Genomic DNA, 24,449 nt, shown 5'->3' on the forward strand with positions numbered 1-24,449 from the left:
AACGGTCGCGATTCGCCGGCAGGCTGCCGAGCGGCGACGAAGAGCCGTCCCCGGGCGTCGACCTTCAGACCGAGCGACGGCGTACCGGGGCCGCTGTTGATCACCGTACCCTCGCCGGTGACCAGGTTCGCGCGGTAGATCGCGCCGGTCGCGCGCGAGCCGAAGAAGGCGTACGGCAGCGCGCCGGTCGCGATGCCCTCCGCGCCAAGCTTCCATGATCATGGCGGCGTCGCGGGCCTGTGACACCATAAAGTCTCCCTGATCATGGACGATTCGGAGGCACATGAAACCTCCCCGCGCCGCCGGACGACTAATCCACATGCGACGAGTAACCGGCAGACTGATCCGCCGGGGCGGAATCACCGGCAAACTGAACGGCATGGGAAGAACCGATCGTCCGGAGTGGCGGCGATCCTCGTACGCGGCCGTTCCGGTTCCCGCTACGGCCGCGAGGACCCTGAGAGCCTCGATCGGGGTGACGCTGATCGCGGTGGTGGCCGCGGGAGCACTCGCCTCGTGCGGTCGGAAGACCGATTACGGCGTTCCGACCGAGACCGTTCCGATGGAGCCGATCCGGACGCTGTCGCCTGAGGAGGCGGCGCGCCTCACCAGCCTCCCGTGGACCCTGAGCAGCATCGATCCGAGCGAGATGCTCGTGACCGTGGAGTCGACTCCCGGCGAATGCCGTCGGGTCGAGGGTAGTCAGATCGAGCTGACCGCGACGAGCGTCACCATCGCCGTCCTCGGTGCCCGCGACAAGGGTTGCCGCCACGCGACGGGTCCATCGACACGGTCACGATCGCCCGTCCCGGTCATGGCCGTCTTCGTGGTTCGGCTCCCCGAACCACTCGGCTCACGTTCCCTGCTGCACGCCCCGACGACCGAGCGGCACCGCTCATGACCGCGGGGTGACCAGCAGGGTCTGCATGCCCTGTCCGACGGCACCGTCGCGGTCGGACAGCCGGCTCGCGGCGAGCGCGGCACCGTCGGGGCCGATCGTGGTAGTGGCGTCCAGCAGGACCCACTCCCCGCGCGGTGGGCGGTGCAGGACCACGGTCAGGTCGACGTTGACGAACAGCCACCGGGTCGGGTCGAGATGGGCGCTGATCCCGTTACCCGAGTCGGCCACCATCATGGTCCGGCAGACCGGGCTGGTCTCCTCCCCCGCGACCAGGGGCAGCCGGGGCCGCATCCACGCCGCGGCCGGGCCGGGCGCGGTGAACGAGCCGGACACGAACCGCCACTCCATCGCCTCCATGTACCCCTCGGTGTGGGTACCCGGCCAGATCCCGGACGGGCCGTCGGCCGGCAGTTCCGGCACCTCCCCGGTGGCCGCGCCGACCGGCGCCGGCTCCGCCGTCGCGGCGAGTCGCCAGCCGCGCGCGTGCAGCACCTCCTGGCCGTCGGCCTCGGCCACCCCCTCGACGAGGGTGATCCGCCGGCCCGGGCGGACCGTCCGCACCCGCAGCGTCAGCGGCGCGACCGGTACCGGGCGCAGGATGTCGACGGCGACCCGGACCAGTCGCTGGCCCTCGACCGGCTCGTGCCGTTCGAAGGCCCGGGCGAGCAGCGCCGACGGCGGTCCGGCGTGCTGCGACCGGGCGTCCCAGGGGCCGGCGGTGGCCGGGGTGGCGACGAACGTGTCGCCGCCCGCGGGCTCGTAGAAGGCGTCGTAACCCATAGCCGGCAACATACCGGCCGGCCCCGACATGATCGTGGGGACTTCGCGAGCGCGGCCCACGAAGTCCCCACGATCACGAGAAGGGCGCACGGGTTACGGCACGGTCCACTTCTGGTTCGCGCCGCCGGTGCAGTCCCAGATCTGCAGCCGGGTACCGTTCGCCGAACTGTTCCCGGTCGCGTCGAGGCACTTGTTGGCCTGCGGGTTCACCAGGTCGTGGCCCGCGGTGTAGGTCCACTTCTGTGCGCCGGTGCCGTTGCAGTCGTACAGCTGGATCTGGGCGCCGTTGGCGGTGGAGGCCGAGGTGACGTCCAGGCACTTGCCCAGCGCCCGGATCGTGCCGTCGGAGGCCATCGTCCAGTTCTGCGCGGCGGTGCCGTTGCAGTCGTAGAGCTGGACGGCCGTACCGTTGGCGGGGTTGGCACCGGCGACGTCGACGCACTTGCCGCCGATCCCGGTGATCCGGCCGGTCGCCCCGCTGCCGCCGCCTCCGCCGCCGCCCGAGCCGTCCTGGGCGTACACATGCACGTAGTCGACGACCATCGTCTGCGGGAACGTCGTGCTGCCGTCCGGCGAACCGGGCCAGACGCCGCCGACCGCGACGTTCATGATGATGAAGAACGGGTGATCGAACACCCACGGGTTGCCGTTGGTCTCGGCCGACGTGTGCCGCAGGTACTGCACCCCGTCGACGGACCAGGTGACCGCGCCCGGCACCCAGTCCACGGCGAAGACGTGGAAGTCGTCGGCGAACGGGCGTCCCAGGTTGTAGGTGCCGGTGAGCGGGTTGCCGCCGGAGTACCCGGGCCCGTGCAGGCTGCCGTGCACGGCGTTCGGCTCCTTGCCGACGTTCTCCATGATGTCGATCTCGCCGCTGTTCGGCCAGCCGACGCTGCCGATGTTGTTGCCCAGCATCCAGAACGCCGGCCACAGGCCCTGGCCGCGCGGGATCTTGATGCGGGCCTCGAACCGCCCGTACGCCTGGGTGAACTTGTTGGCCGTGGTCATCCGGGCCGACGTGTACTGGCAGGAGCCGTACCAGCAGCTGTAGCCGGCGGGGTTCTCCTTGCGGGCGGTGATGACGAGGTTGCCGTTGCCGTCGAGCGCGGCGTTGCGGGTGCTGTTGGTGTAGTACTCCAGCTCCTGGTTGCCCCAGCCGCTGCCGCCGGTCTCCAGGTTCCACTTGCTGGCGTCGGGGGCGGCGCCGGCGGGTCCGTTGAAGTCGTCGGCCCAGGTGAGGGCGGCCGCCGCGGGGACGGCGGCAGGGGTGACGGTGGGTGCGCCGGTGCGGGGACCGGCGGCCAGGGCGGTGCCGGTACCGGCCGCGCTCAGGGCCGCGACGGCGGCCAGCGCGACGGCCGCCCGGCGGCCGCGGTACAGGAAGGCGGGCATACGCATGTGCGTTCCCTTCCGGTGTGTGGGGGTGTAGGGGATACGCGGCGGCGGCCCGGCGTTGGACCGCCGCCGCGGTGATGCCCGGGTTACTCAGGTGGTGCCGGTGTGCCTGGGTGGCGCCGATGTCACCGGACGGTGAACGCGGCCGTGGTCTTGCTCGCGAGCAGGTCGCCCGCGGACAGCTGGTACGGGCCGCTCGCCACCCGCGGCACGCCGGCGCCGTTGACGTCGCCCGGGGTCACCGCGAGCCGGGACGCCGGGAACGTGAGGTGGACGGTGCGGGTCTCCCCCGCCTTGAGCGCGACCCGGGTGAACGCGACCAGCCGCTTCGGCGGCGCCAGGACGGCGCTGGTGGGCTGGCTGACGTAGACCGGCACCACGAGGTCACCGGCGCGGGTACCGGTGTTGGCGACGGTCACGTCCACGCCGACGGTGTCCCCGGGGCGTACCTCCGCCCGGTTCACGGTCAGCTTGTCGATCGTGTACGTGGTGTACGACAGGCCGGCACCGAACGCGAACGCCGGGCTGTACCCGGAGTCCGGGCCGCTGTTGGTGCCCGGCAGCTGCTGGTAGTACATGGGCTCGTTGCCGAGGTTCTTCGGCCACGAGACCGGCAGCCGGCCACTCGGGTTCGCCTTGCCGTACAGGATGTCGGCGACCGCGTTGCCACCCTCGGTACCCGGCAGCCACGCCGCCAGCAGCCCGGCGGTGTTCCCTGCCGCGCCGAGGACCAGCGGACGTCCGGCGACGACCACGACGATGACCGGCTTCCCGGTCGCCTGCAGCGAGGCCACGAGGGCCTGCTGGTCGGCCGCCAGTTCGGGGCGCGGCGAGTCGGACACGCCTTCGGCGCCGGGCTTCTCGCCGACGACGACCACGGCCGCGTCGGCGGACTTCGTCTGCTCGACGGCCGCGGCGGCGTCCGGCACGTACGCGACGTCGGTGCCGGCCGGCGCACCGACTTTGAGCCCCTGCGCGATGGTGGTACCGGGAACGGTGACCCCGTCCGGGACACCCTGCCAGCCGATGGTCCAGCCACCGTTCTGGTTGGCCATCGAGTCGGCGCTCGGCCCGGTCACCACGATGCGCCTGGTACCGGTACCGAACGGCAGCACGCCGCCGGAGTTGCGCAGCAGCACCATCGACTCGGTGGCCGCCTTGCGGGCGAGGTCGGCGTCGGCGCCCAGCACCGCGGCGTTGGCCTTCTCCGGGTCGACGTACGGGTGCTCGAACAGGCCGAGCGTGAACTTCAGCCACAGCACCCGGCCGACCGCCTCGTCGAGCCGCTTCTTCGAGATCAGCCCGCGGTTGACCGCCTCCACCGCGGACTTGTGGAAGTCCCGGTCGTCCGGCGGCACCATCGCCACGTCGATGCCGGCGTTGACCGCCGCCGCGATGGCGCCCGGGTAGTCGGTGGCGATGTGGTACGCCTTCTGCAGGGCCAGCACGTCGTTCCAGTCGCTGACCACGACGCCCTTGAAGCGCCACTGATCGCGCAGCACGTCGGTGAGCAGGTAGTGCGAGGCGTGGGCCGGCACACCGTTGATCGCACCGGAGTTCACCATGACGGTCAGCGCGCCCGCGTCGACGGCCGCCTTGTACGGCGGCAGGATCGTGTCCTGCAGGTACCGCATGGACAGGTCGCCGGGCACCCGGTCGTGGCCGTTGCCCGGTTCGGAGTACCCGGCGAAGTGCTTCACCGACGCGGCGACCGTGCGCCCGCTCGCGCCGTTCTGGATGCCGCGTACCGCGCTCGCCGCGTTCTCACCGGCCAGCAGCGGGTCTTCGGAGTACGTCTCGTAGTAGCGGCCCCAGCGCTGGTCCCGGGCGAGGTCGGCGACCGGGGAGAAGTTCCACGTCGCGCCGGTCGCGATGACCGCCTTCTGGGTCGACTCCGAGGCGGCGCCGGTCAGCGCCGGGTCCCAGGTGGCACCCAGGCCGATCTGCTGCGGGAAGTACGTCGCGCCGAGAACGTTGTTGTGCCCGTGCACCGCGTCGACGCCGTACACGATCGGGATGCGCAGCCGGGTGTGCTCCAGCGCGTACTTCTGCACGGTGTTGATCATGATGGCCCAGTCCTTCGGGGTGTTGGACCTGGGCCCCATGCCACCGCCGGACAGGACCGAGCCGGTGGCCTCGTCGGCGAGCACCTGCTTCAGGCAGGACTCGACGAAGTCACCGCCGCTCCAGTTGCAGTCGCCGAGCATGCGGTTGACGGCGATCTGCTCGATCTGGCCGACCTTCTCGTCGAGGGTCATCCGCTTGAGCAGGTCGTTGATCCGCGCTTGGACCGGGGCGTTCGCGCGGAGGTACACCGCGCCGTTGTCAGCGGCGGCCGGCGACGTCACGGTGAAGCCGACACAGGCGCCGGTGATCAGGAGAGCCGTCATCCGCCGCAGCCGGCGTCGGCCGCGCGGGTTGCCTAAGGGCATCACTGACTCCGTTCTCGGGAGGACGGGGTGTGTTCGAGCACGGGTGCGTCTGACGTGGATCGGGTCGGTGGACGGGGTGTGCCGACGGAGCGCTGACCCGCACTGCCGGTCAGCGACCGCGAGAGAGCGCTTCAATCGATGGGACGCTATTCCTTACACTCGATTGCGTCAATATAAGGTTTAAAGAAAGTGCCGAGAGAAGGACGCCGGCGAGTCGGTCGCGGTCAGGCGCCCGAGCGCCCCGCTGATGACCGCCGTCCCGCCGGACGGGTCGCGGCGGCCGGCACCCACCTCTGCAGGCGGTCAGGCGGGAGCGCCGGCGCGCGCGCCGCGCGCCAGGAGGTCGGCGACGGGCAGGGTCGCCGCGCCGAAGGCGACCGCGTCCGGACCGAGCCGGCACAGTTCGATCGCGGCCTGGCGGAACGGGTGCGCCAATGCCTGGGCCGCCGCCGCCTCCCGGATCCTCGGCAGCAGCCGCGCGCCGAGGGCCAGCCCGGCCCATCCGCCGAGCACGATGCGCTCCGGATTGAACAGGTTCACCAGGTTGGCGATGCCGGCTCCCAGGTAGCCGGCGGTCTCATCGAGTACCGTCGCCGCGGTCGCCGAGTGGTCGGCCGCCGCGATCAGGGCGGCCAGCTCCGACTCCTCGTCGGCGCCGCCCCCGTCACCGTCCCGGCCGGCCTGGTCACCACGGCCGGCCTGGTCGCCACGGCCGACCGGACCGACGTGGTCACCGTCGCGGAACGGCACGTCCGCACCGTCCCGGCCGGCGTGGCCACCCTGGTCGGCCAGAGCGGCCTGGCGGTAGCGGTCGAGGACACCCTCGGCCCCCACGTACGCCTCCAGGCAGCCGCGCGCCCCGCACCGGCAGGACCGGCCGGCGTACACGATCGTGGTGTGCCCCCACTCGCCGGCGCTGCTGCTCGTGCCCCGGTAGGTGGCACCGTCGGTCACGATCGCGGCGCCCACCCCGGACCCCACCAGGGCGACGACGACGTGCCGCGCGCCCCGGCCGGCACCGAACCACATCTCGGCCTGGCCGAGCGTCTTCGCGCCGTTGTCGAAGAACAGCGGCAGGTCCGTACCGGCGCGGATGAGCGCCTCGAGCGGCACCGCGTCCCAGCCGACGGTCGGCGCGTGGACCAGCGCCGCCGTGCCCTGCTCGACGGTACCGAAGACGCCGACGCCGGCGCCCAGCACGCGTTCGGGCGCGACGCCGGCCGCGACGACGACCTCGCGCAGCCCGGCGATGACGAGTTCGGCCACTTTCACCGGATCCGGGTGCGCGGAGTCCACCGGGTGGTCGACGGTGGCGAGCGCCTTCATCGACAGGTCGAACAGCTCGGCCTTGATACGGGTCTCGCCGACGTCGACGCCGATCACGTACCCGTAGCCGGGATTGACCGCGAGCAGCACGCGCGGCCGGCCACCGTCCGACTCGACCAGCCCCGCCTCCACGACGAGCCCCTCGTCGATGAGCTCGGCGGTCACGTTGCTGACCGTACCCGCGCTCAGTCCGGTGAGGCGGCTCAGCTCGAGCCGGCTGACCGGGCCGTCCAGGAACAGTTTGGACAGCAGGACGGAGCGATTGGTCCGCCGCACGTCGCGCACGGTCGTCCGCCGGCTGTTCATCATCGGGCTTTCGCGTACGTCAGCACGTCAAAAGTGTAGAGCCATTAATTCAGTACTTGATTTAGTACGTCGCGACCGGACGCCCCGGAGCGGGGGCGGCGCCGGCGGGCGGACGACGCCCGGGTGCGAGAATCGGTGCGGTGTCCGATCCGACCACGGCGTTCATCCGCGCCCAGATCCGCCTCGCGGCGGTGCCGTTCGTCTCCGGAATCCGGCTGTACCAGGCCGCCGAACCGGTCGGCCTGTGGGAACTGGCCGGCGGCGACTACAGCAGTGACCGGCCACCGCCGTTCTGGGCCTTCGCGTGGGCCGGCGGGCAGGCCCTCGCGCGGTACGTCATCGATCACCCCGACACGGTCCGTGGCCGCCGGGTACTCGACCTGGCCTGCGGCAGCGGCATCGTGGCGGTCGCCGCGGCGACCGCCGGGGCCGCGGCGGTCCACGCCGTCGACGTCGACCCCGACGCGGTACGTGCCGTCGCGCGCAACGCCGCCGCCAACGGGGTCACCGTGCGGACCACACTGGGCGACATCCTCGCCGGCGACGCCGGCGACGCCGAGGTGGTACTGGTCGGGGACGCCTTCTACAGCGGGGCCATGGCCGACCGGGTGCTCCGGTTCCTGCGCCGCGCCGCCCGCGACGGCGCGCGGGTACTCGTCGGCGACCCGGACCGGAAGTTCCTGCCGCGCCGACTGTTCCGCCCGCTGCGGGTGTACGACGTACCGACCCGGCCCGCGCTCGAGGACGTACCGGTGAAACGGACGACGATCTGGGAACTGCCGGCACCGGCCGGGCTCAGTGGCCGGCCGGACTCGGCGACCGACCCGGACCAGTCGTCGTCGGCTCAGTAGTCGTCGTCGGCTCAGTAGTCGTCGTCGGCTCAGTAGTCGTCGCCGGCCGGGACCACCCGACTCTGGTCCATCGCGTCGGCGTGGTCCACCTCGAACGGCAGGCGCAGCCGCTCCATGGCGGAGGCGCTGTCGTCGACGGCCATCCGCCACTGCTCGGCGGCGTCGGCCTCCGGTACCTCACTGAACAGCCGATCGGGCACGGCGAAGCGGTTGATCTCGGCCATGGTGGGCTCCACTGCGGTCGGGGGGTGATGCGCCTCGGACCGCCCGGCTCGTCGCGGATCGTCACCGCCCGGATCGGGCGGAACCGCTCAGACCAGCAGTCGAGGGCGCGTTTCACCCTACCCGGTACGGAGAACATCCGGATGAAGGGGCGTGGAACGGCCGCAACCGGTCCCATGACGACGCGCACCATGGGCCGGGCGATCCGGGAAACGGGCCGTCCGGGAGTCGGGTGATCCGCGGGCCGGTCCGGTGCCGTCCACCCCGTGCTGCTCACGATCGGGAGGTACGCCATGGCGCGGAAGGCCAGGACACTGCTCGTCGACTCCCCCGCCGGCGGCGCGCGAGAGGTCGGCAGCCCACGCGGCCGATCCCTCGGCAACTCCGTGCTGGCCGTGCCGCCCGGCCACCTCCCGTCCCGCCTCGCCACGGGTGCCGTGATCCTCAACTCCGGCCTGTCCAAGCGCAACGCCGACGACGCCACCGCCACCATGCTGCACGGGATGGCCGTCGGGACGTACCCGTTCCTGCGCCGGATCCCGCCACGGCAGTTCGTCCGCCTGACGTCGGCCGCGGAGATCGCGCTCGGCGCCGCGCTGCTGCTGCCGGTCGTACCGTCGGTGATCGCCGGTGCCGGCCTGGCGGCGTTCGGCGCCGCGCTGACCGGCCTGTACCTGCGCACGCCCGGGATGCGGCAGGAGGGCAGCCTGCGCCCGACCGAGCAGGGAAACTCACTGGTCAAGGACGTGTGGCTGGTCGGTACCGGCCTGGGGCTCGTGGTCGACTCCCTCACCCGGCCGGCCGCCGGACGCCGGGAGCCAGCGACCTGACCGGATGCCGTGGGCCTACCGGATCTCGGGGTCGGCGCCCGCGCGCGACACGTCGTCGGCGACCACCCGGTCGCGCCCGAGGTTCTTGGCCAGGTACAGGTGGTCGTCGGCGCGCCGCAGCAACGCCGAGTAGTCGTCGTCCGGGCCCATCTCGGTGACCCCGACGCTCGTCGTCACGTACAGCCCCGGACAGACCGTCGACCAGTCGTGCGCCGCGACCGCCCCACGGAGCCGTTCACAGATCTCCCGCGCGGCCGCCCCGTCCACCGGCAGGATCAGCAGGAACTCCTCACCGCCCAGTCGTACCGCGCGCCCGTCCGGGCCGGCGGTGTCGCGCAGCAACTGCGCCACGACGCACAGCACCCGGTCGCCGACGCTGTGTGAGAACCGGTCGTTGATCTGCTTGAAGTGGTCGAGGTCCAGGATCGCGACGCTGGCCGGTCCCCGCTCCGCCGCCGGCGCCTCCAGCAGCGCCGACAGGTCCTCCTCGCACTTGCGCCGGTTCCACAGCCCGGTCAACGGGTCTCGCTCGGCCAGTTGCTGGTACTCGCGGCTGCGCCGGCGCGCGTCCTCGATGTCGAACACCGCCTGCACCACCGACGCCGCCGCCTCGCTCTGCTGGGAACGCAACTGCGACCACTCGCCGTGGAACGTCTCCAGGTACTCGTACGCCGACCGGTAGTCGCCGATGGCGGCGTGACAGGAGGCCAGCTCGCGCAGTGCCCGCGAGCCGATCTCGGCCAGCTTGTTCTGCACGCAGATCTCCCGGCAGGCGGTCAGGCTCTCGATCGCGGCCGCGAAGTCGCCGTTGCGGCGGCGGATCTCGCCCAGCGTCAGCAGGCAGCCCGGGATGCCGCCGGAGTCGGTCTCGGCGGCCCATCCCTCCAGCGCGCGCTGGATGACGGCCGTCGCCCGGTCGGCGTCGCCGGACTCCAGCAGGATCCGGGCGAGCGTGTCGACGGCCGAGGCGTTCAGCGCCAACCCGGTGTCCTCGGCCAGCCGCCGCATCCGCTCGACCAGCTCGACGGCGTCGGCCAGCTCGCCCCGCTCGTACTGCACCCAGGACCAGTTGTTGAGGTTGGCCACCATCAGGACCGGGTGGCCCAGCTGCTCCGCCAGGTCCTGGGCGTTACGGAACGCCTCGACCGAGGTGCCGGCGAGCCGGTACGCGTGCAACTGCATTGCCAGCACGATCGCGTGGTCGACCCGCAGGCACAGCGGGTCGGTGTCGGTCAGCAGCCGCACCGCCTGCTCGGCGTGGTCGGGCGACTCGCCGGTCTCCCCCAGCCGCCACAGCGCCCCGGAGATCACGGCATGGGCGCGGGCGGCGACGACCGGGTCGGTGGTGGACCGCAGCAGCGTCTGCGCGATCCGGGCGCCTTCGGGGGCGCGCCGGGTGCGGTTGTAGAGATCGGCCCGGGCCAGTTGGGCGAGCGCGACGTACCGCTCGGAGCCCCGCGCCGCGGCCAGGTCGGCCAGCCGGTCCGCCCGCTCCAGCAGGCCGTCGTGCCGGTGGTAGGCGCCCGCGATGAGCGCCGTCAGCTCCGCTTCCAGGTCGGCGTCGCCGTCGCCGGCCAGCAACTCCCCAGGGCCGAGCCGGCCGGCCACGGCGCGCGCGTCGGCGCCGACCTCACCGATCTGCGTCTGCCTGGTCATCGGCCGCCTCATGTTCCGCTGCATGCGCCATTCCGGCAGCCTCATCGGCAGCCGCCCGGCCGACCTGAGGGGTTCGGCGGCCCCGGCTCGCGGCGCGGCGGGACCGGATCCACCCGGATGATCGTCCGAGGAGAAGACGATCCTCCCAAGGAGGTGACGGTCGCCGAAAGGTGAAGACGGTTGCCGAAAGGTGAGAGCGGTCGAGGGGACCGGGCGGTCGCCGAGAGGGAAGCCGGCCGTCCACAGCGGAACGGCGCGGCTGTCGGCCGGACGGATCACGGTCGGTCGGCTACGTCGTACCCGGAGCCGGCGCCGTCGTTCCGGGCGCCGGTTCGGTCGTCCCCGGTGCCGGTGCCGTCATCCCCGGTGTCGCGGAGCCGGCCTGCGCCGGGGACGACGGCCCCGGCCGCGACCCGGCCGCCGCGACCGTACACGTCAGGTTCTGCACCCCGTCCGGCGCGCTTCCGCTGCCCACGAAGCCGAACCTGATGGAGTCCTCCGCCGCCGGCGAACCGTTCCACCCTTCGCTGCGGACGGTCACGACCGCCTTGGTCTGGGTGTAGTGGCCGTTCCACATCTGCGTCACGGTCTGGTCGCTCGGGAACGCCCAGGTGACGGTCCATCCGTTGATGGGCGTCGACCCGGTCGTCTGAATCGTCACGCTCGCCTGGAACCCGCTGGGCCACGTACTGGTGACGGTGAACGCGGCGGTGCAGCCGGTGCGCTCGGGTGTTTTCGTGGCCGGGGACCGGTGCGGGGTCGGTGCGGCACCGTGCCGGTCCCCCGGGGCATCGTTGGCGTGCAGCCGCTGGGCCGTGAAGATCGCCAGGGTCGCAATGACCATGGCGGACACCGCCCATACCGCTGCCCGGAGGTCCCCACCCACCAGCCGTCTCGCCGTGCCTGCCGGACGATCCACCTCGGTTCGCCCCTTCCGAACTGGAGCCAAACGCCCGTCGTACTGGGAGCCAAACGCCTGTTGAACCACACCGGTGCCCGCGCCGCGATCGGAACCATCTCTACCTGTCCACGGCCGCACCAAACCTGCGCTGGCCGCCCGCGACCCGGGCGGTGAATCACCCCGCCCGGGTGATGCCGGCGGCTGGGAGCCGATGGGAGTCTTCGCCAATGGACGCGTACCGGACCATTGACGCCTGCCCGGAACGAAGGGACAGAACGACCGGCACCGACGGCCGGACGGCCCCCGGCGTCCCCCTGCCGGGCCGCCCGGGTGCCGTCGGTGTACGAGGAGCATGAACCGGCTGCTGACAGCGCTCGGCCGGCTGCCGGCGGCGACCGTACGGTCGCTGCCCCTGCCGGGCCGGACCAGAATGACCCGGCGTACCTGGGTGGGGCACGGGCGGGCCTACATCGAGGTACGCGGCGTCGACCGGCCCGGCAACGAGGGCTTCGCCGAGTACTTCGAGGAGGGCCTCCGGCGCCTGAAGGGAGTGCACTGGGCCGAGGTCAACGCGGTCCTCGGCCGGGTCGTCGTGGCCTTCGACGGCGGCCAGGTCGGCCTGAGCGACCTGGTCGACACCGTCCAGGCCGTCGAGGACGCCCACGAGCTGCAGACCGAGGGCTTCCCGAAGAACCGCCCGGACCACCCGGCCGACACCGCGCCGCTGCACGAACAGCTCGCCATCATCGCCGGGGACGCCCTCGGACTCGCCATGTCCGCCGTACCGCTGCCGCCGGGCCGCCGTGACTTCGCCGCCGACGTGCTGTCGCTGCTCGCCCTGATTGACGCGACCCCCCGGGTGCGCACCGAGCTGACCGAGCGGTACGGCCGCGCCGCGACCGACCTCACGCTCGGCCTGACGCATGCCCTCGCCCGCGGACTGGCCCCGGGGACGCCCATCGGCCTGCTGACCGACGCGGCGTTCCGCGCGGTCCTGCTCGCCGAGGTCAACGCCCGCCGGGAGGTCTGGCAGCGCCGGGAACCGGAACTACAGCAGCGGTCGGGCGGGCGGACGGCCCCGGTCAAGGTGCCGCCGCGCCCCGGCCCGCCGCCGTCCGGCCCCATCGAGCGCTACGCCGACCGGGCCTCCTTCCTGGCCCTGGCCGGCGCGACGGCCGCGGTCGCCACGACCAGGGACCGGCGCCGGGCACGCACCGTCCTCGCGGTCGTCACCCCCAGGCCGGCCCGGCTGAGCCGGGAGGTGTTCGCCGCCCGCCTCGGCCGCGCGCTCTGCGCGCGCGGCGTCGTCCCGCTCGACGGCGGTGTCCTGCGGCGCCTGGACCGCATCGACACCGTCGTCCTCGACACGCGCGCCCTCACCACCGGCCGCTTCACCATCGGGGAGCTACACGGCGCGGACGCCGACCTGACGCCCGACGACGAGAGCGCCCTGCGCGCCCGGGCGGCGTCGCTGCTGGACCCGGGCGCTCCGGACGCGGTCCGCCGGCGGGACGGGTGGACCCTCGGCCCGCTGAGCAAGGTCGCGCCGAACCGGCGGCGGGCGGTACAGGCCGCGGCGAACCGGCTGCGTACCCCCGGCGGAGTGGCGCTCGGGCTGGTGCACGGCGGGCGGCTCGCCGGCGTACTCGTCGCCGTCCCGGAGCTGGCCCCGAACGCGCAGGACCTGGTGGCGTCCGCCCGGGCGGTCGGCACCCTCGTCGTGGCCGGGGTGGGTAGCGGCCTGGGCGAGGCGTTCGGCGCCGACGAGACCGTGGCCGGAGGTACCCACCTCCCCGGGGAGATCCGCAAGCTGCAGGCCGGCGGCCGGGTCGTCGCGCTGGTGGCCACGGCGGGCAACGCCGCCCTGGTCGCGTCCGACTGCGGGATCGGGGTCCTGACCGGCGAACCACCGGTGCCCTGGGGCGCGAACCTGATCTGCGGCCCCGGCCTCCAGCAGGCGTGCCGGATCCTGGACTCCGTGGTGGCGGCGCGGGCCGTCTCCCGGCGCGGCGCCCTGATCTCCCTGTACGGCTCGGTCGCCGCCGCGCTCCTGGCCCTGTCCGGGCCCGGCGTCGGCCAGGTCGGACGGGCCCGGCTGGCCGGTAACACCGCCGCCATCGTGGGCATGGCGATGGGCGCGTGGACGGCCCGGTCGGTCGACGAACGGCCGGACCCCGTACCGACCGACGAAACCCCGTGGCACGCGCTGGACCTCGACACCGCGCTCGACCGGCTCGACAGCTCACCGGCCGGCCTGACCGAGGCGGAGGCCGAAGCCCGGCTCGCCGAACAGCCGTCGCCCGACGGGCACCGCGAGGGTGGGTTCCTCCGCACCACACTCGACGAACTGGCGAACCCGCTGACCCCGCTGCTGGCGACCGGCGCGGCGATGTCCGCGGCCACCGGCGCGGTCACCGACGCGGCCCTCATCGGTTCGGTCATGGGAGCGAACGCGCTGATCGGCGCGGTGCAGCGGGTCAGCGCCGACCGGGCGCTGCGCCGGTTGGAGCGGAACACGTCGGTACGGGCCCGGGTACGCCGCGACGGCGAGGAGGTCGAGGTACCCGCCGACGAGCTCGTCTCCGGCGATGTCATCACGCTGACCGCCGGCGACGCGGTACCCGCCGACTGCCGCATCCTGGACGCGGCCAACCTGGAGGTGGACGAGGCCACCCTCACCGGCGAGTCCCAGCTGGTGACCAAATCGCCGGCGCCGACGGCCGCCGCGAGCGTCGCCGACCGGCGCAGCATGCTCTACGAGGGCACCATTGTCGCGGCCGGGCAGGCGACCTGCGTGGTGGTGGCCACCGGACCGCTGAGCGAGCTGGGCCGCAGCGGCCGGATCGCCCAGGCCGGCCCGCCGGAGCGCGGGGTACAGGCCCGGCTGATGCGCCTGACCGGCGCGAGCATCCCGCTCGCGCTCGGCTCGGGCGCGGCGCTCGTCCTCGGCGGGCTGCTGCGCGGCCGCCCGCTGCGCACCACCCTCGGTGCCGCGGTCAGCCTCGCGGTGGCCGCCGTACCCGAAGGGCTGCCCCTGGTGGCGACGGTCGGCCAGATCGCGGCCGCGCGGCGGCTGGCGGAGCGCGGGGCGCTCGTGCGCGATCCGTCGACCACCGAGGCGCTCGGCCGGGTCGACGTGCTCTGCTTCGACAAGACGGGCACGCTCACCGAGGGCCGGGTGGGTCTCCAGGTGGTCTCCGACGGGCTCGACGAGAGCCCGGTGGACCGGCTGTCGCCGACCTGCCGCCGGGTCCTCGCCGTCGCGCTGCGCGCCAGCCCCGCCGGGGCGGGCGAGGTGCCGCACCCCACCGACCGGGCCGTCCTGGCCGCCGGTCCGGTGGCCGGGGTGCAACCCGGGGACGGGGTGGGGCGCTGGGACGTCATCGACGACGTGCCGTTCGAACCGGCCCGGGGTTACCACGCCACGCTCGGTGCGACCGGGCACGGCTCGCTGCTGGCGGTGAAGGGCGCCCCGGAGGTCGTCCTGCCGGCGTGTACCCGCTGGCGCCGCGGCGACGACGTCCGGCCGCTGGACCGGTCGGCCGTAGCGTCGATCGAGGCCGAGGTCGAACGGCTGGCCCGGCAGGGCTACCGGGTCCTCGCGGTGGCGCAGCGCACGGTGACCAACGGCCGGCGGATCGAGCCGGGGTTGATCGGCGACCTGGAGTTCCTGGGCCTGCTCGGGCTGGCCGACGCGCCCCGCCCGGAGGCCGCCGCCGCGGTGGCCGATCTGCGCCGGGCCGGTGTCAAGGTCATCATGCTCACCGGGGACCACCCGACCACCGCGGAGGCCATCGCCGTCCAGCTCGACATCCTCAACAGCGACGCGGTGATGACCGGCCCCGAACTCGACGACCTCGACGACGACAAGTTCGCCGAGGTACTGCCCACCATCGCGGTGTTCGCCCGGGTCACGCCCGCGCACAAGGTCCGGATCGTCCAGGCGTTGCAGCGGCAGGGGCACACGGTGGCGATGACCGGTGACGGCGCCAACGACGCCGCGGCCATCCGGCTCGCGGACGTGGGGGTCGCCCTCGGCCAGCGCGGTACCGACGCCGCGCGCGAGTCCGCCGACCTGATCGTCACCGACGACCGGATCGAGACGATCATCCATGCGGTGGTGGAGGGCCGGGCCATGTGGGCATCGGTCCGCGACGCGGTCTCCGTCCTGCTCGGCGGCAACCTCGGCGAGATCGGCTTCACGGTCGGCAGCGGGCTGTTCGCCCCCACCGGCTCCCCGCTCAACGCCCGGCAGTTGCTGTTGGTGAACCTGCTGACCGACCTGCTGCCGTCGCTGGCGCTGGCGGTGCGGCCGCCGTCCAGCCGGACACCCGAGGATCTGCTGCACGAGGGCCCGGAGGCGTCGCTGGGCCGGGCCCTGGCCCAGGACACCGCGGTACGGGCCGTCAGCACCGCCGCCGCGACCGCCGGTGCCTGGTTGGTCGCGCGCGGAACGGGTACCCAGGCCCGGGCGAGCACGGTGGCGCTGGTGACCCTGGTCGGCACGCAACTGGGCCAGACCCTGGTCGCCGGCTGGCGCAGCCCGCTCGTCGTCGGCGCCAGCGCGGTGTCCGCGGCCGCGCTGGGCGCGATGGTCCAGACGCCCGGCGTCAGCCAGTTCTTCGGCTGCCGGCCGATGGGGCCGGTCGGCTGGGCCACCGCGGTGACCGCGAGCGGCATCGGTACCGCCGGTGCCTTCACGGCATCGAAGCTCGCGGAGCGGTTCCGGCCGGACGCGGCCCGGCCCGACGGCGTCGCGTCCGAGGTCGCCGGGTCGCCGGCGGGGCCTGCCCCGGGATCGCCGGCGGAAGCCGGCGCGGGATCTCCGGCGGAAGCCGGCGCGGGATCTCCGGCGGAAGCCGGCGCGGGATCTCCGGCGAGGTACCCGGCGTAACCAGAACCGTCCACACCGGATAATCGACCGAGCCCGGCTCGGCACGGAGAGGGGCAAGCATGACGACCCAGACCACCGGGCCGGCGGCCCGGAAGGCACAGAAGCGCACGACCGCCGCCGTACCCGCCCAGCGCCGCGCCGGCGCGGCGCGGAAGCGGGCGCCGGCGGCGGGCGCCGCGGCCGGTACCGAACCCCGGGAGCGCACGGCGGTCGAGGAACTGCCGGCGCGGAAACGGACCACGGCCCAGAAACGGGCCACGGCAAAGAAACAGGCCACGGCACAGCAGCAGACCGCCGCGCAGAAACGGGCCGCGGCGCAGAAACGGACCGCGGCGCAGAAACGGACCGCGGCCCAGCAGCAGACCGCGCCGCGTAAACGCGCCACCGCGCAGAAGCAGACCGCACCGCCGAAGCGGGCCGCGGCACAGCAGCGGACAGCTCCCCAGAAGCGGGCCACGGCGCAGCAGCGGACAGCTCCCCAGAAGCGGGCCACGGCGCAGCAGCGGCGGGCGGCGCCCAGCCCGGCGCCGCGGGAGGCGGAGCCGAGCCGCGAGATGGTTGCGCAGCAGCGGACATCCGAGTACCGCCGGGCGAGGTCCGCGGCTCCCATGGAGCCACCGCCGGAGCCCATCATCGTGCGGCCGGCGACGGCTGAGGAGGAGCCCAGCCAGGCCGGTGTCGGTGACGGCGGCAACGGTGCCCGGGAGGCGGCACACGGCGGCATCACCGTGCCCCTCGTCGGGGCCCGCATCCCGATGCCCGCACCCACCCATCTGCCGGGTCGCCTGCTCTGGATGGGCGGCCTCGTCGGCGCCGCCGTGATCGGGGTGGTCGAGTGGCCGGTCGCCGCCGTTCTCGCCGCCGGCACCTGGGTGGTCGAGCGGTTCGCGCGCGCGGCCGTCCGCGAGGAGTTCGAACAGCACCCGGAGTACCACGGCTGACGGCACGGACGACACGGCGGTTCGCGGATCTCCCCCCGGTCCGGGGACCCCGCGACGGTGGGGAATCCCGCAGCGGTTCGCGGATACCGCAGTGGTTCGCGGGTCTCGCGGTCGGCGGTGGCCGGCTCTGGCATCGTAGATGGATGACGATCCGGACTCCCCCCGCCGAGGCCGCCTACCTGACCTCGGTGGTCGACCGGCTGCGCGCGGTCCTGGGCGGCGAGCTCGTCGCCGTGTACCCGACCGGTTCGCTGGCGCTCGACGGGTACGTCCCCGGTCGCAGCGACCTCGACCTCATCGCCGTCGTCGACCGACCGCTGCCGGCGTCGGCGCTGCGAACCGTCGCGTCCCGGTTGAGCCACGACGAGCTGCCCTGCCCGGCGGCCGGCCTGGAGTTCGTGCTCTACACCCGGCAGGCGGTCGGCGACGGTGGCGTCGACGCCGGCTACTCGCTCGACCTCAACACCGGTCGGGACCTGCCGCCCAAGATGAGCCTCGACCCGGCGGAGGGCCCGGCCTTCTGGTACCCCATCGACCGCTCCATCACCTACCAGAGCGACACCGCGCTGACCGGCCCGGCACCGCGTACGGTCGTGCGCGCGGCCCCGTTCGAGACGCTGCTGCCGGTGGTCGTCGAGTCGGTGCTGGCGCACGCCGCGGCGGTGGCCGAACACGGTGACAACGCCGTGCTCAACGGCTGCCGCGCCCTGCGGTTCGGCGCCGAGCGGCGGTGGTACGCCAAGCCGGCCGCCGCCCGCTGGACACTCGACGCCGCGCCGCCGTTCCGGGACCTGGTCGAGTCGGCAATCGCCAGTCACGCCGCCGGGCGCAACGGCCACCCGGCGCTGCCCGCGGCGGACGTCACCGCGTTTCTCGGGTACGTGGTGGAGCGGCTCGTCAGGGGCCGAACGGCTTGACCACCATCAGGACGGTGATCACTGCGGTGAGCACGAGGACGAGCGCGCCGGAGCCGGCGACCCTGCCGGCGAGGTTGTCCAGCCGCTCCTTGGCCGCCAGGTCGTCGGCGGTGGCCGTGAGGGTCGGCGGCGGCACGTCGACGTCGGCGGCCGCCCCGCCTTCGGTGCCCGCCCCGGTCGCGGCGCCGGCACCGCGGCCGCCCCCGGGGCCGGGTGCTCCGGCGGCCGGACCGCCGACCGCACCGGCGGCCGTGGGCCGCTCCAGTACCCCCTGGTCGATCATGCCGGCCGCCCGGCGTATCGCCGGCGCGGTGTACCCCGTCGCGATCCCCATGGTGATCACGTACAGCGTCAGCGAAATGATCACCCATGGGGTGCGGAACGAGTACCGGTGGGAAAACGACAGCGCACCGATCCCCAGGCCCGTCACCACCAGCGTGCCGGCCGCGAACACCGCCATGAAGTTGGCCGCGTCCCGGGTGTCGGCGGCGTCGTGGCGCCGGATCGCCCGGTTGCCGAGAAAGGCCGCCACGGCGAACGGCCCCGCGAGCAGTACCGCGCTGAGGACGTGCAGCGTCACCAGGAACGTGTACACGTCTCAACCCTAGGCGCCGTCGGCCCGTCCGGCTCGCGGATGGCGCCCGCCGTTCGCGCGGCCACCAGGCACACCAGGAGGACGCCGCCCACCAGCAGCGCCGCGAGCGGCAGGACCGGGCCGACCGCCGGCCGCCAGTCGCCGCCGAGCGGGTCGAGCGCCGCCCCGAAGCCGACCTGGTAGCGGGTCATGACCGCGGCCAGCGCGTACCCCTGTAGCGGCACGGTCACCCCGGTCACCGCCACCACGACGCCGGTCAGGCGGCCCCGGGCCGCGAGCCGGTCCTCCCCGCCACCGGCCGCCACCGCCAGCAGCACCACTCCGACGGCGGCGGGTAGGGCGTACCGGCCCTGGGAGAACCATCCGTAGCGGGACACGTAGTGCAGGTCCATGGCCACCAGCAGGCCGACGCACGCCACGCCGAGTCCGGCGACGGCCAGCCGGGCGCGGCCGCCGGCGTACCGCAGCGCCCCGCACACCAGCAGTGCCAGCAGCAGGTACCAGGCGACCACGAGCACCGGCGACACCTGGGTCTCGCCGTACCCGAACTGGGCCACCATCTGCTTCAGGCAGAACGGCAGCCGGTGGGTGACCAGGTACGTGAGCTGCTCGGAGCGGGTCATGGGGGTCAGCCGGTACGGCTCCATCGGCGCCGCGACACCGGCGACGAGCGGCCAGGCCATGGCGTAGGCGGTCCCCGCCGCCGCGACGCCGCCGACGACCCGGCGGGTGTCCCGGCGGCGCAGCAGCGCGGCGATCCGGTCCCGGCCGGCCAGCACCACGAACGTACCGACGAGGAGCGCGAGCAGCACCGGACCCAGTTGGCGGACGGTCAGCAGCACGAGGGCACCGGCCCCGGCCAGCCGGATCGCCGCCCGGTCGAGGTCGCCGCCCCCGGCCGTCGCGGCACCGTCGCCAGCCCCGCTCCGGCCGGCCAGCAGCGCCGCGCACGCGGTGGCGACCAGGATCCCCGCGGCGATCTCCAGGCCGTTGGGGTTGACCGCCGAGGCCAGGTCGAGCGCCGTCGGGGTGGCGGTCAGCACCACCGCGGCGGCCAGCAGCCGCCGGCCCGACCGCAGCGCCAGCCACAGGGCGCCGGCCAGTACCGAGGCGGCCAGCAGTGCCGAGACCAGGCGGGCGGCCAGGATGCCGGTGCGGTCGGGGCGCAGCGCGAGCGGCGCGCCGACGGCGGCGTAGTACACCGGGCTGTAGCGGGCGGCGACGGTCGGCAGCAGCGTCGGCGTGCGGTCGTCGGTCCAGCGCTGGCAGCCGGCCGACTTGGGCGGTTCCCACCAGGTGCAGTCGACGCTTGCGCCGACCGGCAGGAGGCTGCGCGGGGCCCGGTACGCCTCGGTCGGCCGGCCCAGCGCGTCGGGTGCCCGGCCGACCGGGGTGAGTTGCCCGGTGGCCACCGCGTACGCCCGTACGATGTGCTGCTTCTCGTCGTAGGTGCCGTTGACCGGCAACGCCAGCGACCAGGCCGCGATCATCGCGAAGAACGCCACGAAGCACAGCGCCCAACAGGCGGGCGACCCAGCCGTCACGCGGCGCAACCGGTACCCCACGACTATTCTCCCGCTAGTGATCATTGATTTGTCGCACGAAATCGTCGCCGGCATGACGACCTACCCCGGTATGGCTCCGCCGGAGGTGCGGGTCACGATCTCGCGGGACGAGTCCGCCGCCCGGCTCGGCACCGGCGTGTCGTTCGAGATCGGGGCCATGACCCTCGTCGGCAACACCGGCACGTACCTCGATTCGCCGTACCATTTCCACCCCGACCGCGCCGACCTCGCACACCTGCCGCTGGAACGGCTGGTCAATGTACCCGCCGTGGTGGTGTCCGCGTTCGGCGAGTCCGAGGTGACCGCCGCCCACCTCGGCGATCCGGCGGCGCTGTGGGGCCGGGCGGTCCTCGTGTACACCGGCTGGGCGCGGTACTGGGGGACCCCGCGCTACCTGGAGCCGGACTGCCCGCACCTGACCGCCGACGCGGTGGAGGTGCTGATCAACGCCAACGTCGCGCTGGTCGGGATCGACTCGCTGAACATCGACGACCCGCGGGACCCGTACCGTCCGGCGCACCACGGACTGCTCGGCGCGGACATCCCGGTCATCGAGCACCTGACGAACCTGGACCGGGTGCCCGCCGAGGGTGCCCGGCTGACCGCCCTGCCGGCGCCGGTACGCGGGATGGCCTCGTTCCCGGTACGCGTGGTGGCCACGTACGGGTCCTGACCCGGGCATCCCGGTGCCGCGCCGCTACCCGGTACGAACAGCGGACCTCCGGAGAGCGGTCCACCTCATTACACTCCGTCCGATGCGTACGATCACCACCAGCAGCCCGGATGGCACCGAGTGGAAGGTGCGCGTCGTGTGGCAGCCGCGCTGGCGGGCGCTCGCCCGGCGGTTCGGCGGCTGGCGCCGGAACCGCCGTAAGGGCGGCGTCGACATCGGCGGCTTGGACGTTCCCACCGGCGGAGGCGGGGGCGGCGGAGACGGTTTCCTGGGCGGTCTCGCCGACGACATCCTGGTCGCCATCGCCGTCATCGTGTTCCTCATCGTGGTCGGTGCCCTGTTCTGGTGGGTCCTCCTGCCGCTGCTGCTGTTGGTCGTCGACCTGGTCGTGGTGATCCTCCTGCTCGCCGTCGCCATCCCGGCCCGGGTACTGTTCCGCCGGCCGTGGACGGTCGAGGCGGCGAGGTCGGTCCCGGACGGCGGCGAGGAGTACTTCGCCACCGAGGTCGTCGGCTGGCGCCACGCGCTGGGTACCCGGGACGAGATCGCCGAGAAGCTCCGGATGGGCTACCCCGCGCCGGTCACCGGCGCCCTGGCCCGGCGACGCTAGTGCGCAGTTTGTCCCGCGAGAGAGGACACCGCCCGTGACGTCACCGGCAGAGTGGCCGGCATGGGCCACCGAGGAGATCAGCCTCGCCGAGCCGGCGGCTGACTGGCCCGCCCGCGGGGCGGAGGAGGTCGAGCGGCTCGCCCGTTCGCTGCACGGACTGCTGGTCGCCGGCCCGGAACACGTCGGGTCCACCGCCGTGCCGGGCCTCGCCGCGAAGCCGATCCTCGACCTGATGGCCGGAGTGGCCTCGTTGGACGACGCCGGCCCGGTCGAGCCGCTGCTCGCACCCGAGGGCTGGCACCCGGTACCCCCGGACCTCGACGGGCGACCGTGGCGGCGCTTCTTCGTCAAGGTCGCGCACGGGCACCGGGTGGCCCATCTTCACCTCATGGAACCGACGAACCGGCGCTGGCATGACCAGCTCGTCTTCCGCGACGCGCTGCGGGCCGACCCGGCGCTGCGGGCCGAGTACGCGGCGCTGAAGCGCGCACTGACCGAGCGGTTCCGGCACGACCGCGAGGCCTACACCGAGGCGAAGGCGGCGTTCGTGACCGGGGTCCTCGCCGCCCGCCCCGCGTGACCGTCGTCAGCCCAGTCCCCAGAACAGCCCGATGTGGTACGCCGCGCAGACGCCCTTGTCCAGCGAGTACGTGCCGGCGTGGCCGCACTGCTCGGCGGCCGGGGCGACCGGCTGACCGTGCGGCATCCCGGTGATCTGGTACGTCTCGACCACCGGCCGTCCGGAGCCGTCGGCGTACACCCGGTGCGGGTAGCCGGCGACGGTGTCGGAGACGTCCGGCGCCTGGTCGGCACCGCTCGCATCGGTCCACTGCTCCACCAGTTCGGTGAGGTTGGCCGGCACCACGGTCGTGTCGGACGTACCGTGCCAGATCGAGACCGGCGGCCTCGGCCCTCGGTACGGCGACGCGGCCCGCGCCAGGTCGCCCCACGCCTGCGGGGTGCGGTTCACGCCCGGGTTCATGCAGGTGTACGCCTGGATCATCGTGGTCGCGCACCGGAACGGCAGGCCGGCGACGACGCCGCCGCCGGCGAAGACGTCCGGGTACGCGGCGAGCATGACGGCGGTCATCGCGCCGCCGGCCGACAGTCCGGTGACGTACACCCGTCGGGCGTCGCCGCGGTACTCGGTGAGCATCCGGTCGACCATCTGCGTGACCGACAGCGCCTCACCCTGACCGCGGCCGGCCTTCGCCGGGTCGTACCAGCTGAAGCAGCCGCCGAACGGCTTCTGCGGCAGCAGCAGCGCGAAGTGCCACCGGTCGGCCAGTTGCAGCCAGCCGGTCTCGTCGCCGTACTGGCGGGCGTTCTGGGTGCAGCCGTGCATCGCCACGACCAGCGGCGCACCGGCGGGCAGGCCGGCGGGCGCGTACCGGAACATCTGCAGCGCCCCGGGGTTGGAGCCGAAGCCGGTCTCCTCGGTCGGGGTGCCGGCGTACGACGGCCGGGCGGTCACGGTCAGGGTGGCCACCACGCACAGCGCGACGGCAGCGACGAGGCTGAGGCATTGGCTCCTGAGGCGTTGACTCCTGAGGACGTGACGCTTGAGGACATGACGTTTGAGGACATGACGTCGCGACATGGGCGACCTCCCACGGACATGGGCAACCGTGGGCGAAGCGTAGGTCCGGGCGGCGGATGGTCGGTATGTCCGCGCCCGCAATTTTGAAACCGATCGATATGTTTGCCGCCGCCACCCGACCATGGTCCATCATGGACGCGATTTGGCACGTAATATGCTTCCCCATCACTCCCTTCGCCGCCTATGTTAGGGAACGATGGGTAACGAAATGTACTCGGTCGAGCAGGTGGCCGACCTGCTCGACCTGCATGTCCGCACCGTGCGCGGCTACATCCGTACCGGCCGACTCAGGGCGGTACGGATCGGCAAGCAGTACCGGGTCGCCCGCGCCGACCTCGACGCGCTGATCGGGGGACCGCGGCCGGCACCGGCCCGATCCGCCGGTGCTTCCCCGGTCGAGGTGTCGAGCATCGTGCGGATAGCCGGCGTCGACCGGGCCGCGTCCGACCGGCTCGGCACGCTCGTCCTGGCCGCGGCGAACACCGCCCCCGACCCCGCGCACCCGCTGCGCGTCCAGACCGTCCACGACGAGGAACGCAACCGCATGACGATCGTGATCCTGGGCGACGCCGTCCCCACCGCCGACCTGCTGCGCCTGGTCGACGCCGTACTCGACGGCGACAACGGCCTGCTCACCCGGGAGGTCGACGGTGCCTGACGCGATACAGGAGCGGGCCGGGGTGATGGTGCTGGTGTGCGACCCGGACGGCCCGCCGGTGGCCACCGAGCAGGACGCGCTGGACCTCATCGGCGCGGCGTTCCTCGGCGCCGTGGTGGTGGCGGTGCCCGCGAGCCGATTGGATGAGCGGTTCTTCTCCCTGGGTACCCGCTTCGCCGGCGAGGTCATGCAGAAGTTCGTCAACTACCGGCTGCGGCTGGCCGTCGTCGGCGACATCTCCCGGCACCTCGCGGCGAGTCCGGCCCTGCGCGCCCTCGTCCACGAGTCGAACCACGCCGACCACGTGTGGTTCGTCCCCGACCTCGACGCGCTCGACGACCGACTGCGCCGCACCACCTGACCGACCTGGACAGTGAGGACGGTCCGACGCCGTTC

Annotated in this window: 21 protein-coding genes; 11 read left to right on the top strand and 10 right to left on the bottom strand. The window is 73.5% G+C overall.

Annotated elements, in window-relative coordinates:
• Positions 1–475 precede the first annotated feature (475 nt).
• Positions 476–901, top strand: coding sequence for a hypothetical protein (locus ACNTMW_RS14885; RefSeq protein WP_426634131.1), 426 nt, complete (start codon positions 476–478; stop codon positions 899–901).
• Here the strand turns inward: ACNTMW_RS14885 and ACNTMW_RS14890 are convergent.
• From ACNTMW_RS14890 to ACNTMW_RS14905, 4 genes are all read right to left on the bottom strand, one after another.
• Positions 896–1,681 (bottom strand): thioesterase family protein, encoded by a 786-nt coding sequence (locus ACNTMW_RS14890; RefSeq protein WP_426634132.1) that lies wholly within the window; start codon positions 1,679–1,681, stop codon positions 896–898. The genes ACNTMW_RS14885 and ACNTMW_RS14890 overlap by 6 nt on opposite strands.
• 93 nt (positions 1,682–1,774) lie before the next feature.
• Entirely contained in the window at positions 1,775–3,073 is a 1,299-nt protein-coding gene (locus tag ACNTMW_RS14895; protein ID WP_426634199.1) for a ricin-type beta-trefoil lectin domain protein, read from the bottom strand.
• Positions 3,074–3,201: 128 nt separating this feature from the next.
• A complete protein-coding gene (locus tag ACNTMW_RS14900) occupies positions 3,202–5,508 on the bottom strand; it encodes a glycoside hydrolase family 3 N-terminal domain-containing protein (RefSeq protein WP_426634133.1) in 2,307 nt (768 codons plus the stop codon).
• A gap of 303 nt (positions 5,509–5,811) precedes the next feature.
• Positions 5,812–7,110, bottom strand: coding sequence for an ROK family transcriptional regulator (locus tag ACNTMW_RS14905; protein ID WP_426634134.1), 1,299 nt, complete (start codon positions 7,108–7,110; stop codon positions 5,812–5,814).
• 170 nt (positions 7,111–7,280) lie between these two features.
• Here ACNTMW_RS14905 and ACNTMW_RS14910 point away from each other — a divergent pair, with 170 nt between their 5' ends.
• Complete coding sequence (locus tag ACNTMW_RS14910; protein ID WP_426634135.1) at positions 7,281–7,991, top strand: class I SAM-dependent methyltransferase; 711 nt, start codon at positions 7,281–7,283, stop codon at positions 7,989–7,991.
• A gap of 29 nt (positions 7,992–8,020) precedes the next feature.
• On the opposite strand, the gene ACNTMW_RS14915 is transcribed toward ACNTMW_RS14910, so the two are convergent.
• Positions 8,021–8,215 (bottom strand): hypothetical protein, encoded by a 195-nt coding sequence (locus tag ACNTMW_RS14915; protein WP_426634136.1) that lies wholly within the window; start codon positions 8,213–8,215, stop codon positions 8,021–8,023.
• A 264-nt stretch (positions 8,216–8,479) separates the two neighbouring features.
• Here ACNTMW_RS14915 and ACNTMW_RS14920 point away from each other — a divergent pair, with 264 nt between their 5' ends.
• The gene (locus ACNTMW_RS14920) at positions 8,480–9,043 is read left to right on the top strand and encodes a hypothetical protein (RefSeq protein ID WP_426634137.1); all 564 of its coding nucleotides are present in this window, start codon (positions 8,480–8,482) and stop codon (positions 9,041–9,043) included.
• 15 nt (positions 9,044–9,058) lie between these two features.
• Here the strand turns inward: ACNTMW_RS14920 and ACNTMW_RS14925 are convergent, their stop codons facing one another.
• Together ACNTMW_RS14925 and ACNTMW_RS14930 are read right to left on the bottom strand one after the other, a co-directional pair.
• Positions 9,059–10,699 (bottom strand): GGDEF domain-containing protein, encoded by a 1,641-nt coding sequence (locus ACNTMW_RS14925; protein ID WP_426634138.1) that lies wholly within the window; start codon positions 10,697–10,699, stop codon positions 9,059–9,061.
• A gap of 289 nt (positions 10,700–10,988) precedes the next feature.
• Positions 10,989–11,543 carry a cellulose binding domain-containing protein gene (locus ACNTMW_RS14930; RefSeq protein WP_426634139.1) on the bottom strand — a complete coding sequence of 185 codons (555 nt, stop codon included), beginning with the start codon at positions 11,541–11,543 and terminating at the stop codon, positions 10,989–10,991.
• 409 nt (positions 11,544–11,952) lie between these two features.
• Here ACNTMW_RS14930 and ACNTMW_RS14935 point away from each other — a divergent pair, with 409 nt between their 5' ends.
• From ACNTMW_RS14935 to ACNTMW_RS14945, 3 genes are all read left to right on the top strand, one after another.
• Positions 11,953–16,494, top strand: a complete 4,542-nt coding sequence (locus tag ACNTMW_RS14935; RefSeq protein WP_426634140.1) for an HAD-IC family P-type ATPase — start codon at positions 11,953–11,955, stop codon at positions 16,492–16,494.
• Between the two features lie 59 nt (positions 16,495–16,553).
• Complete coding sequence (locus ACNTMW_RS14940) at positions 16,554–17,435, top strand: hypothetical protein (protein ID WP_426634141.1); 882 nt, start codon at positions 16,554–16,556, stop codon at positions 17,433–17,435.
• A gap of 143 nt (positions 17,436–17,578) precedes the next feature.
• Positions 17,579–18,352, top strand: coding sequence for an aminoglycoside adenylyltransferase domain-containing protein (locus ACNTMW_RS14945; protein WP_426634142.1), 774 nt, complete (start codon positions 17,579–17,581; stop codon positions 18,350–18,352).
• Here ACNTMW_RS14945 and ACNTMW_RS14950 read toward each other — a convergent pair.
• Both ACNTMW_RS14950 and ACNTMW_RS14955 read right to left on the bottom strand, forming a co-directional pair.
• Positions 18,333–18,947, bottom strand: a complete 615-nt coding sequence (locus ACNTMW_RS14950; protein WP_426634143.1) for a DUF2269 family protein — start codon at positions 18,945–18,947, stop codon at positions 18,333–18,335. The two genes, ACNTMW_RS14945 and ACNTMW_RS14950, sit on opposite strands and share 20 nt — an antisense overlap.
• Positions 18,929–20,491: a DUF2142 domain-containing protein gene (locus ACNTMW_RS14955; RefSeq protein WP_426634144.1), complete on the bottom strand. Its 1,563-nt coding sequence runs from the start codon at positions 20,489–20,491 to the stop codon at positions 18,929–18,931. Before ACNTMW_RS14955 ends, ACNTMW_RS14950 begins: the two co-directional genes overlap by 19 nt.
• Before the next feature lie 37 nt (positions 20,492–20,528).
• Here ACNTMW_RS14955 and ACNTMW_RS14960 point away from each other — a divergent pair, with 37 nt between their 5' ends.
• The 3 genes from ACNTMW_RS14960 to ACNTMW_RS14970 all read left to right on the top strand — a co-directional run bounded on the left by ACNTMW_RS14960 (position 20,529) and on the right by ACNTMW_RS14970 (position 22,375).
• A complete protein-coding gene (locus ACNTMW_RS14960) occupies positions 20,529–21,185 on the top strand; it encodes a cyclase family protein (protein WP_426634145.1) in 657 nt (218 codons plus the stop codon).
• 82 nt (positions 21,186–21,267) lie between these two features.
• A complete protein-coding gene (locus ACNTMW_RS14965; RefSeq protein ID WP_426634146.1) occupies positions 21,268–21,795 on the top strand; it encodes a hypothetical protein in 528 nt (175 codons plus the stop codon).
• A gap of 34 nt (positions 21,796–21,829) precedes the next feature.
• Positions 21,830–22,375, top strand: coding sequence for a GrpB family protein (locus tag ACNTMW_RS14970; protein WP_426634147.1), 546 nt, complete (start codon positions 21,830–21,832; stop codon positions 22,373–22,375).
• A 6-nt stretch (positions 22,376–22,381) separates the two neighbouring features.
• Here ACNTMW_RS14970 and ACNTMW_RS14975 read toward each other — a convergent pair whose 3' ends face one another.
• A complete protein-coding gene (locus ACNTMW_RS14975) occupies positions 22,382–23,284 on the bottom strand; it encodes an extracellular catalytic domain type 1 short-chain-length polyhydroxyalkanoate depolymerase (RefSeq protein ID WP_426634148.1) in 903 nt (300 codons plus the stop codon).
• 307 nt (positions 23,285–23,591) lie between these two features.
• Here ACNTMW_RS14975 and ACNTMW_RS14980 point away from each other — a divergent pair, with 307 nt between their 5' ends.
• Both ACNTMW_RS14980 and ACNTMW_RS14985 read left to right on the top strand, forming a co-directional pair.
• The gene (locus tag ACNTMW_RS14980) at positions 23,592–24,053 is read left to right on the top strand and encodes a helix-turn-helix domain-containing protein (RefSeq protein WP_426634150.1); all 462 of its coding nucleotides are present in this window, start codon (positions 23,592–23,594) and stop codon (positions 24,051–24,053) included.
• Positions 24,046–24,414 (top strand): DUF4180 domain-containing protein, encoded by a 369-nt coding sequence (locus tag ACNTMW_RS14985; RefSeq protein WP_426634152.1) that lies wholly within the window; start codon positions 24,046–24,048, stop codon positions 24,412–24,414. Before ACNTMW_RS14980 ends, ACNTMW_RS14985 begins: the two co-directional genes overlap by 8 nt.
• The last annotated feature ends 35 nt before the right edge of the window (positions 24,415–24,449 follow it).

The sequence above is a fragment of the Planosporangium spinosum genome, from assembly GCF_049999945.1.
In the GTDB taxonomy this organism is placed as follows: domain Bacteria; phylum Actinomycetota; class Actinomycetes; order Mycobacteriales; family Micromonosporaceae; genus Planosporangium; species Planosporangium spinosum.

Excerpts from the sequence above, each read along its gene's own strand:
- ACNTMW_RS14915 (WP_426634136.1), bottom strand. The coding sequence starts at position 8,215 with ATGGCCGAGATCAACCGCTTCGCCGTGCCCGATCGGCTGTTCAGTGAG.
- ACNTMW_RS14945 (WP_426634142.1), top strand. The coding sequence starts at position 17,579 with ATGACGATCCGGACTCCCCCCGCCGAGGCCGCCTACCTGACCTCGGTG.
- ACNTMW_RS14925 (WP_426634138.1), bottom strand. The coding sequence starts at position 10,699 with ATGACCAGGCAGACGCAGATCGGTGAGGTCGGCGCCGACGCGCGCGCC.
- ACNTMW_RS14930 (WP_426634139.1), bottom strand. The coding sequence starts at position 11,543 with ATGGTCATTGCGACCCTGGCGATCTTCACGGCCCAGCGGCTGCACGCC.
- ACNTMW_RS14980 (WP_426634150.1), top strand. The coding sequence starts at position 23,592 with ATGGGTAACGAAATGTACTCGGTCGAGCAGGTGGCCGACCTGCTCGAC.
- ACNTMW_RS14940 (WP_426634141.1), top strand. The coding sequence starts at position 16,554 with ATGACGACCCAGACCACCGGGCCGGCGGCCCGGAAGGCACAGAAGCGC.
- ACNTMW_RS14900 (WP_426634133.1), bottom strand. The coding sequence starts at position 5,508 with ATGCCCTTAGGCAACCCGCGCGGCCGACGCCGGCTGCGGCGGATGACG.
- ACNTMW_RS14965 (WP_426634146.1), top strand. The coding sequence starts at position 21,268 with ATGCGTACGATCACCACCAGCAGCCCGGATGGCACCGAGTGGAAGGTG.
- ACNTMW_RS14935 (WP_426634140.1), top strand. The coding sequence starts at position 11,953 with ATGAACCGGCTGCTGACAGCGCTCGGCCGGCTGCCGGCGGCGACCGTA.
- ACNTMW_RS14890 (WP_426634132.1), bottom strand. The coding sequence starts at position 1,681 with ATGGGTTACGACGCCTTCTACGAGCCCGCGGGCGGCGACACGTTCGTC.
- ACNTMW_RS14895 (WP_426634199.1), bottom strand. The coding sequence starts at position 3,073 with ATGCCCGCCTTCCTGTACCGCGGCCGCCGGGCGGCCGTCGCGCTGGCC.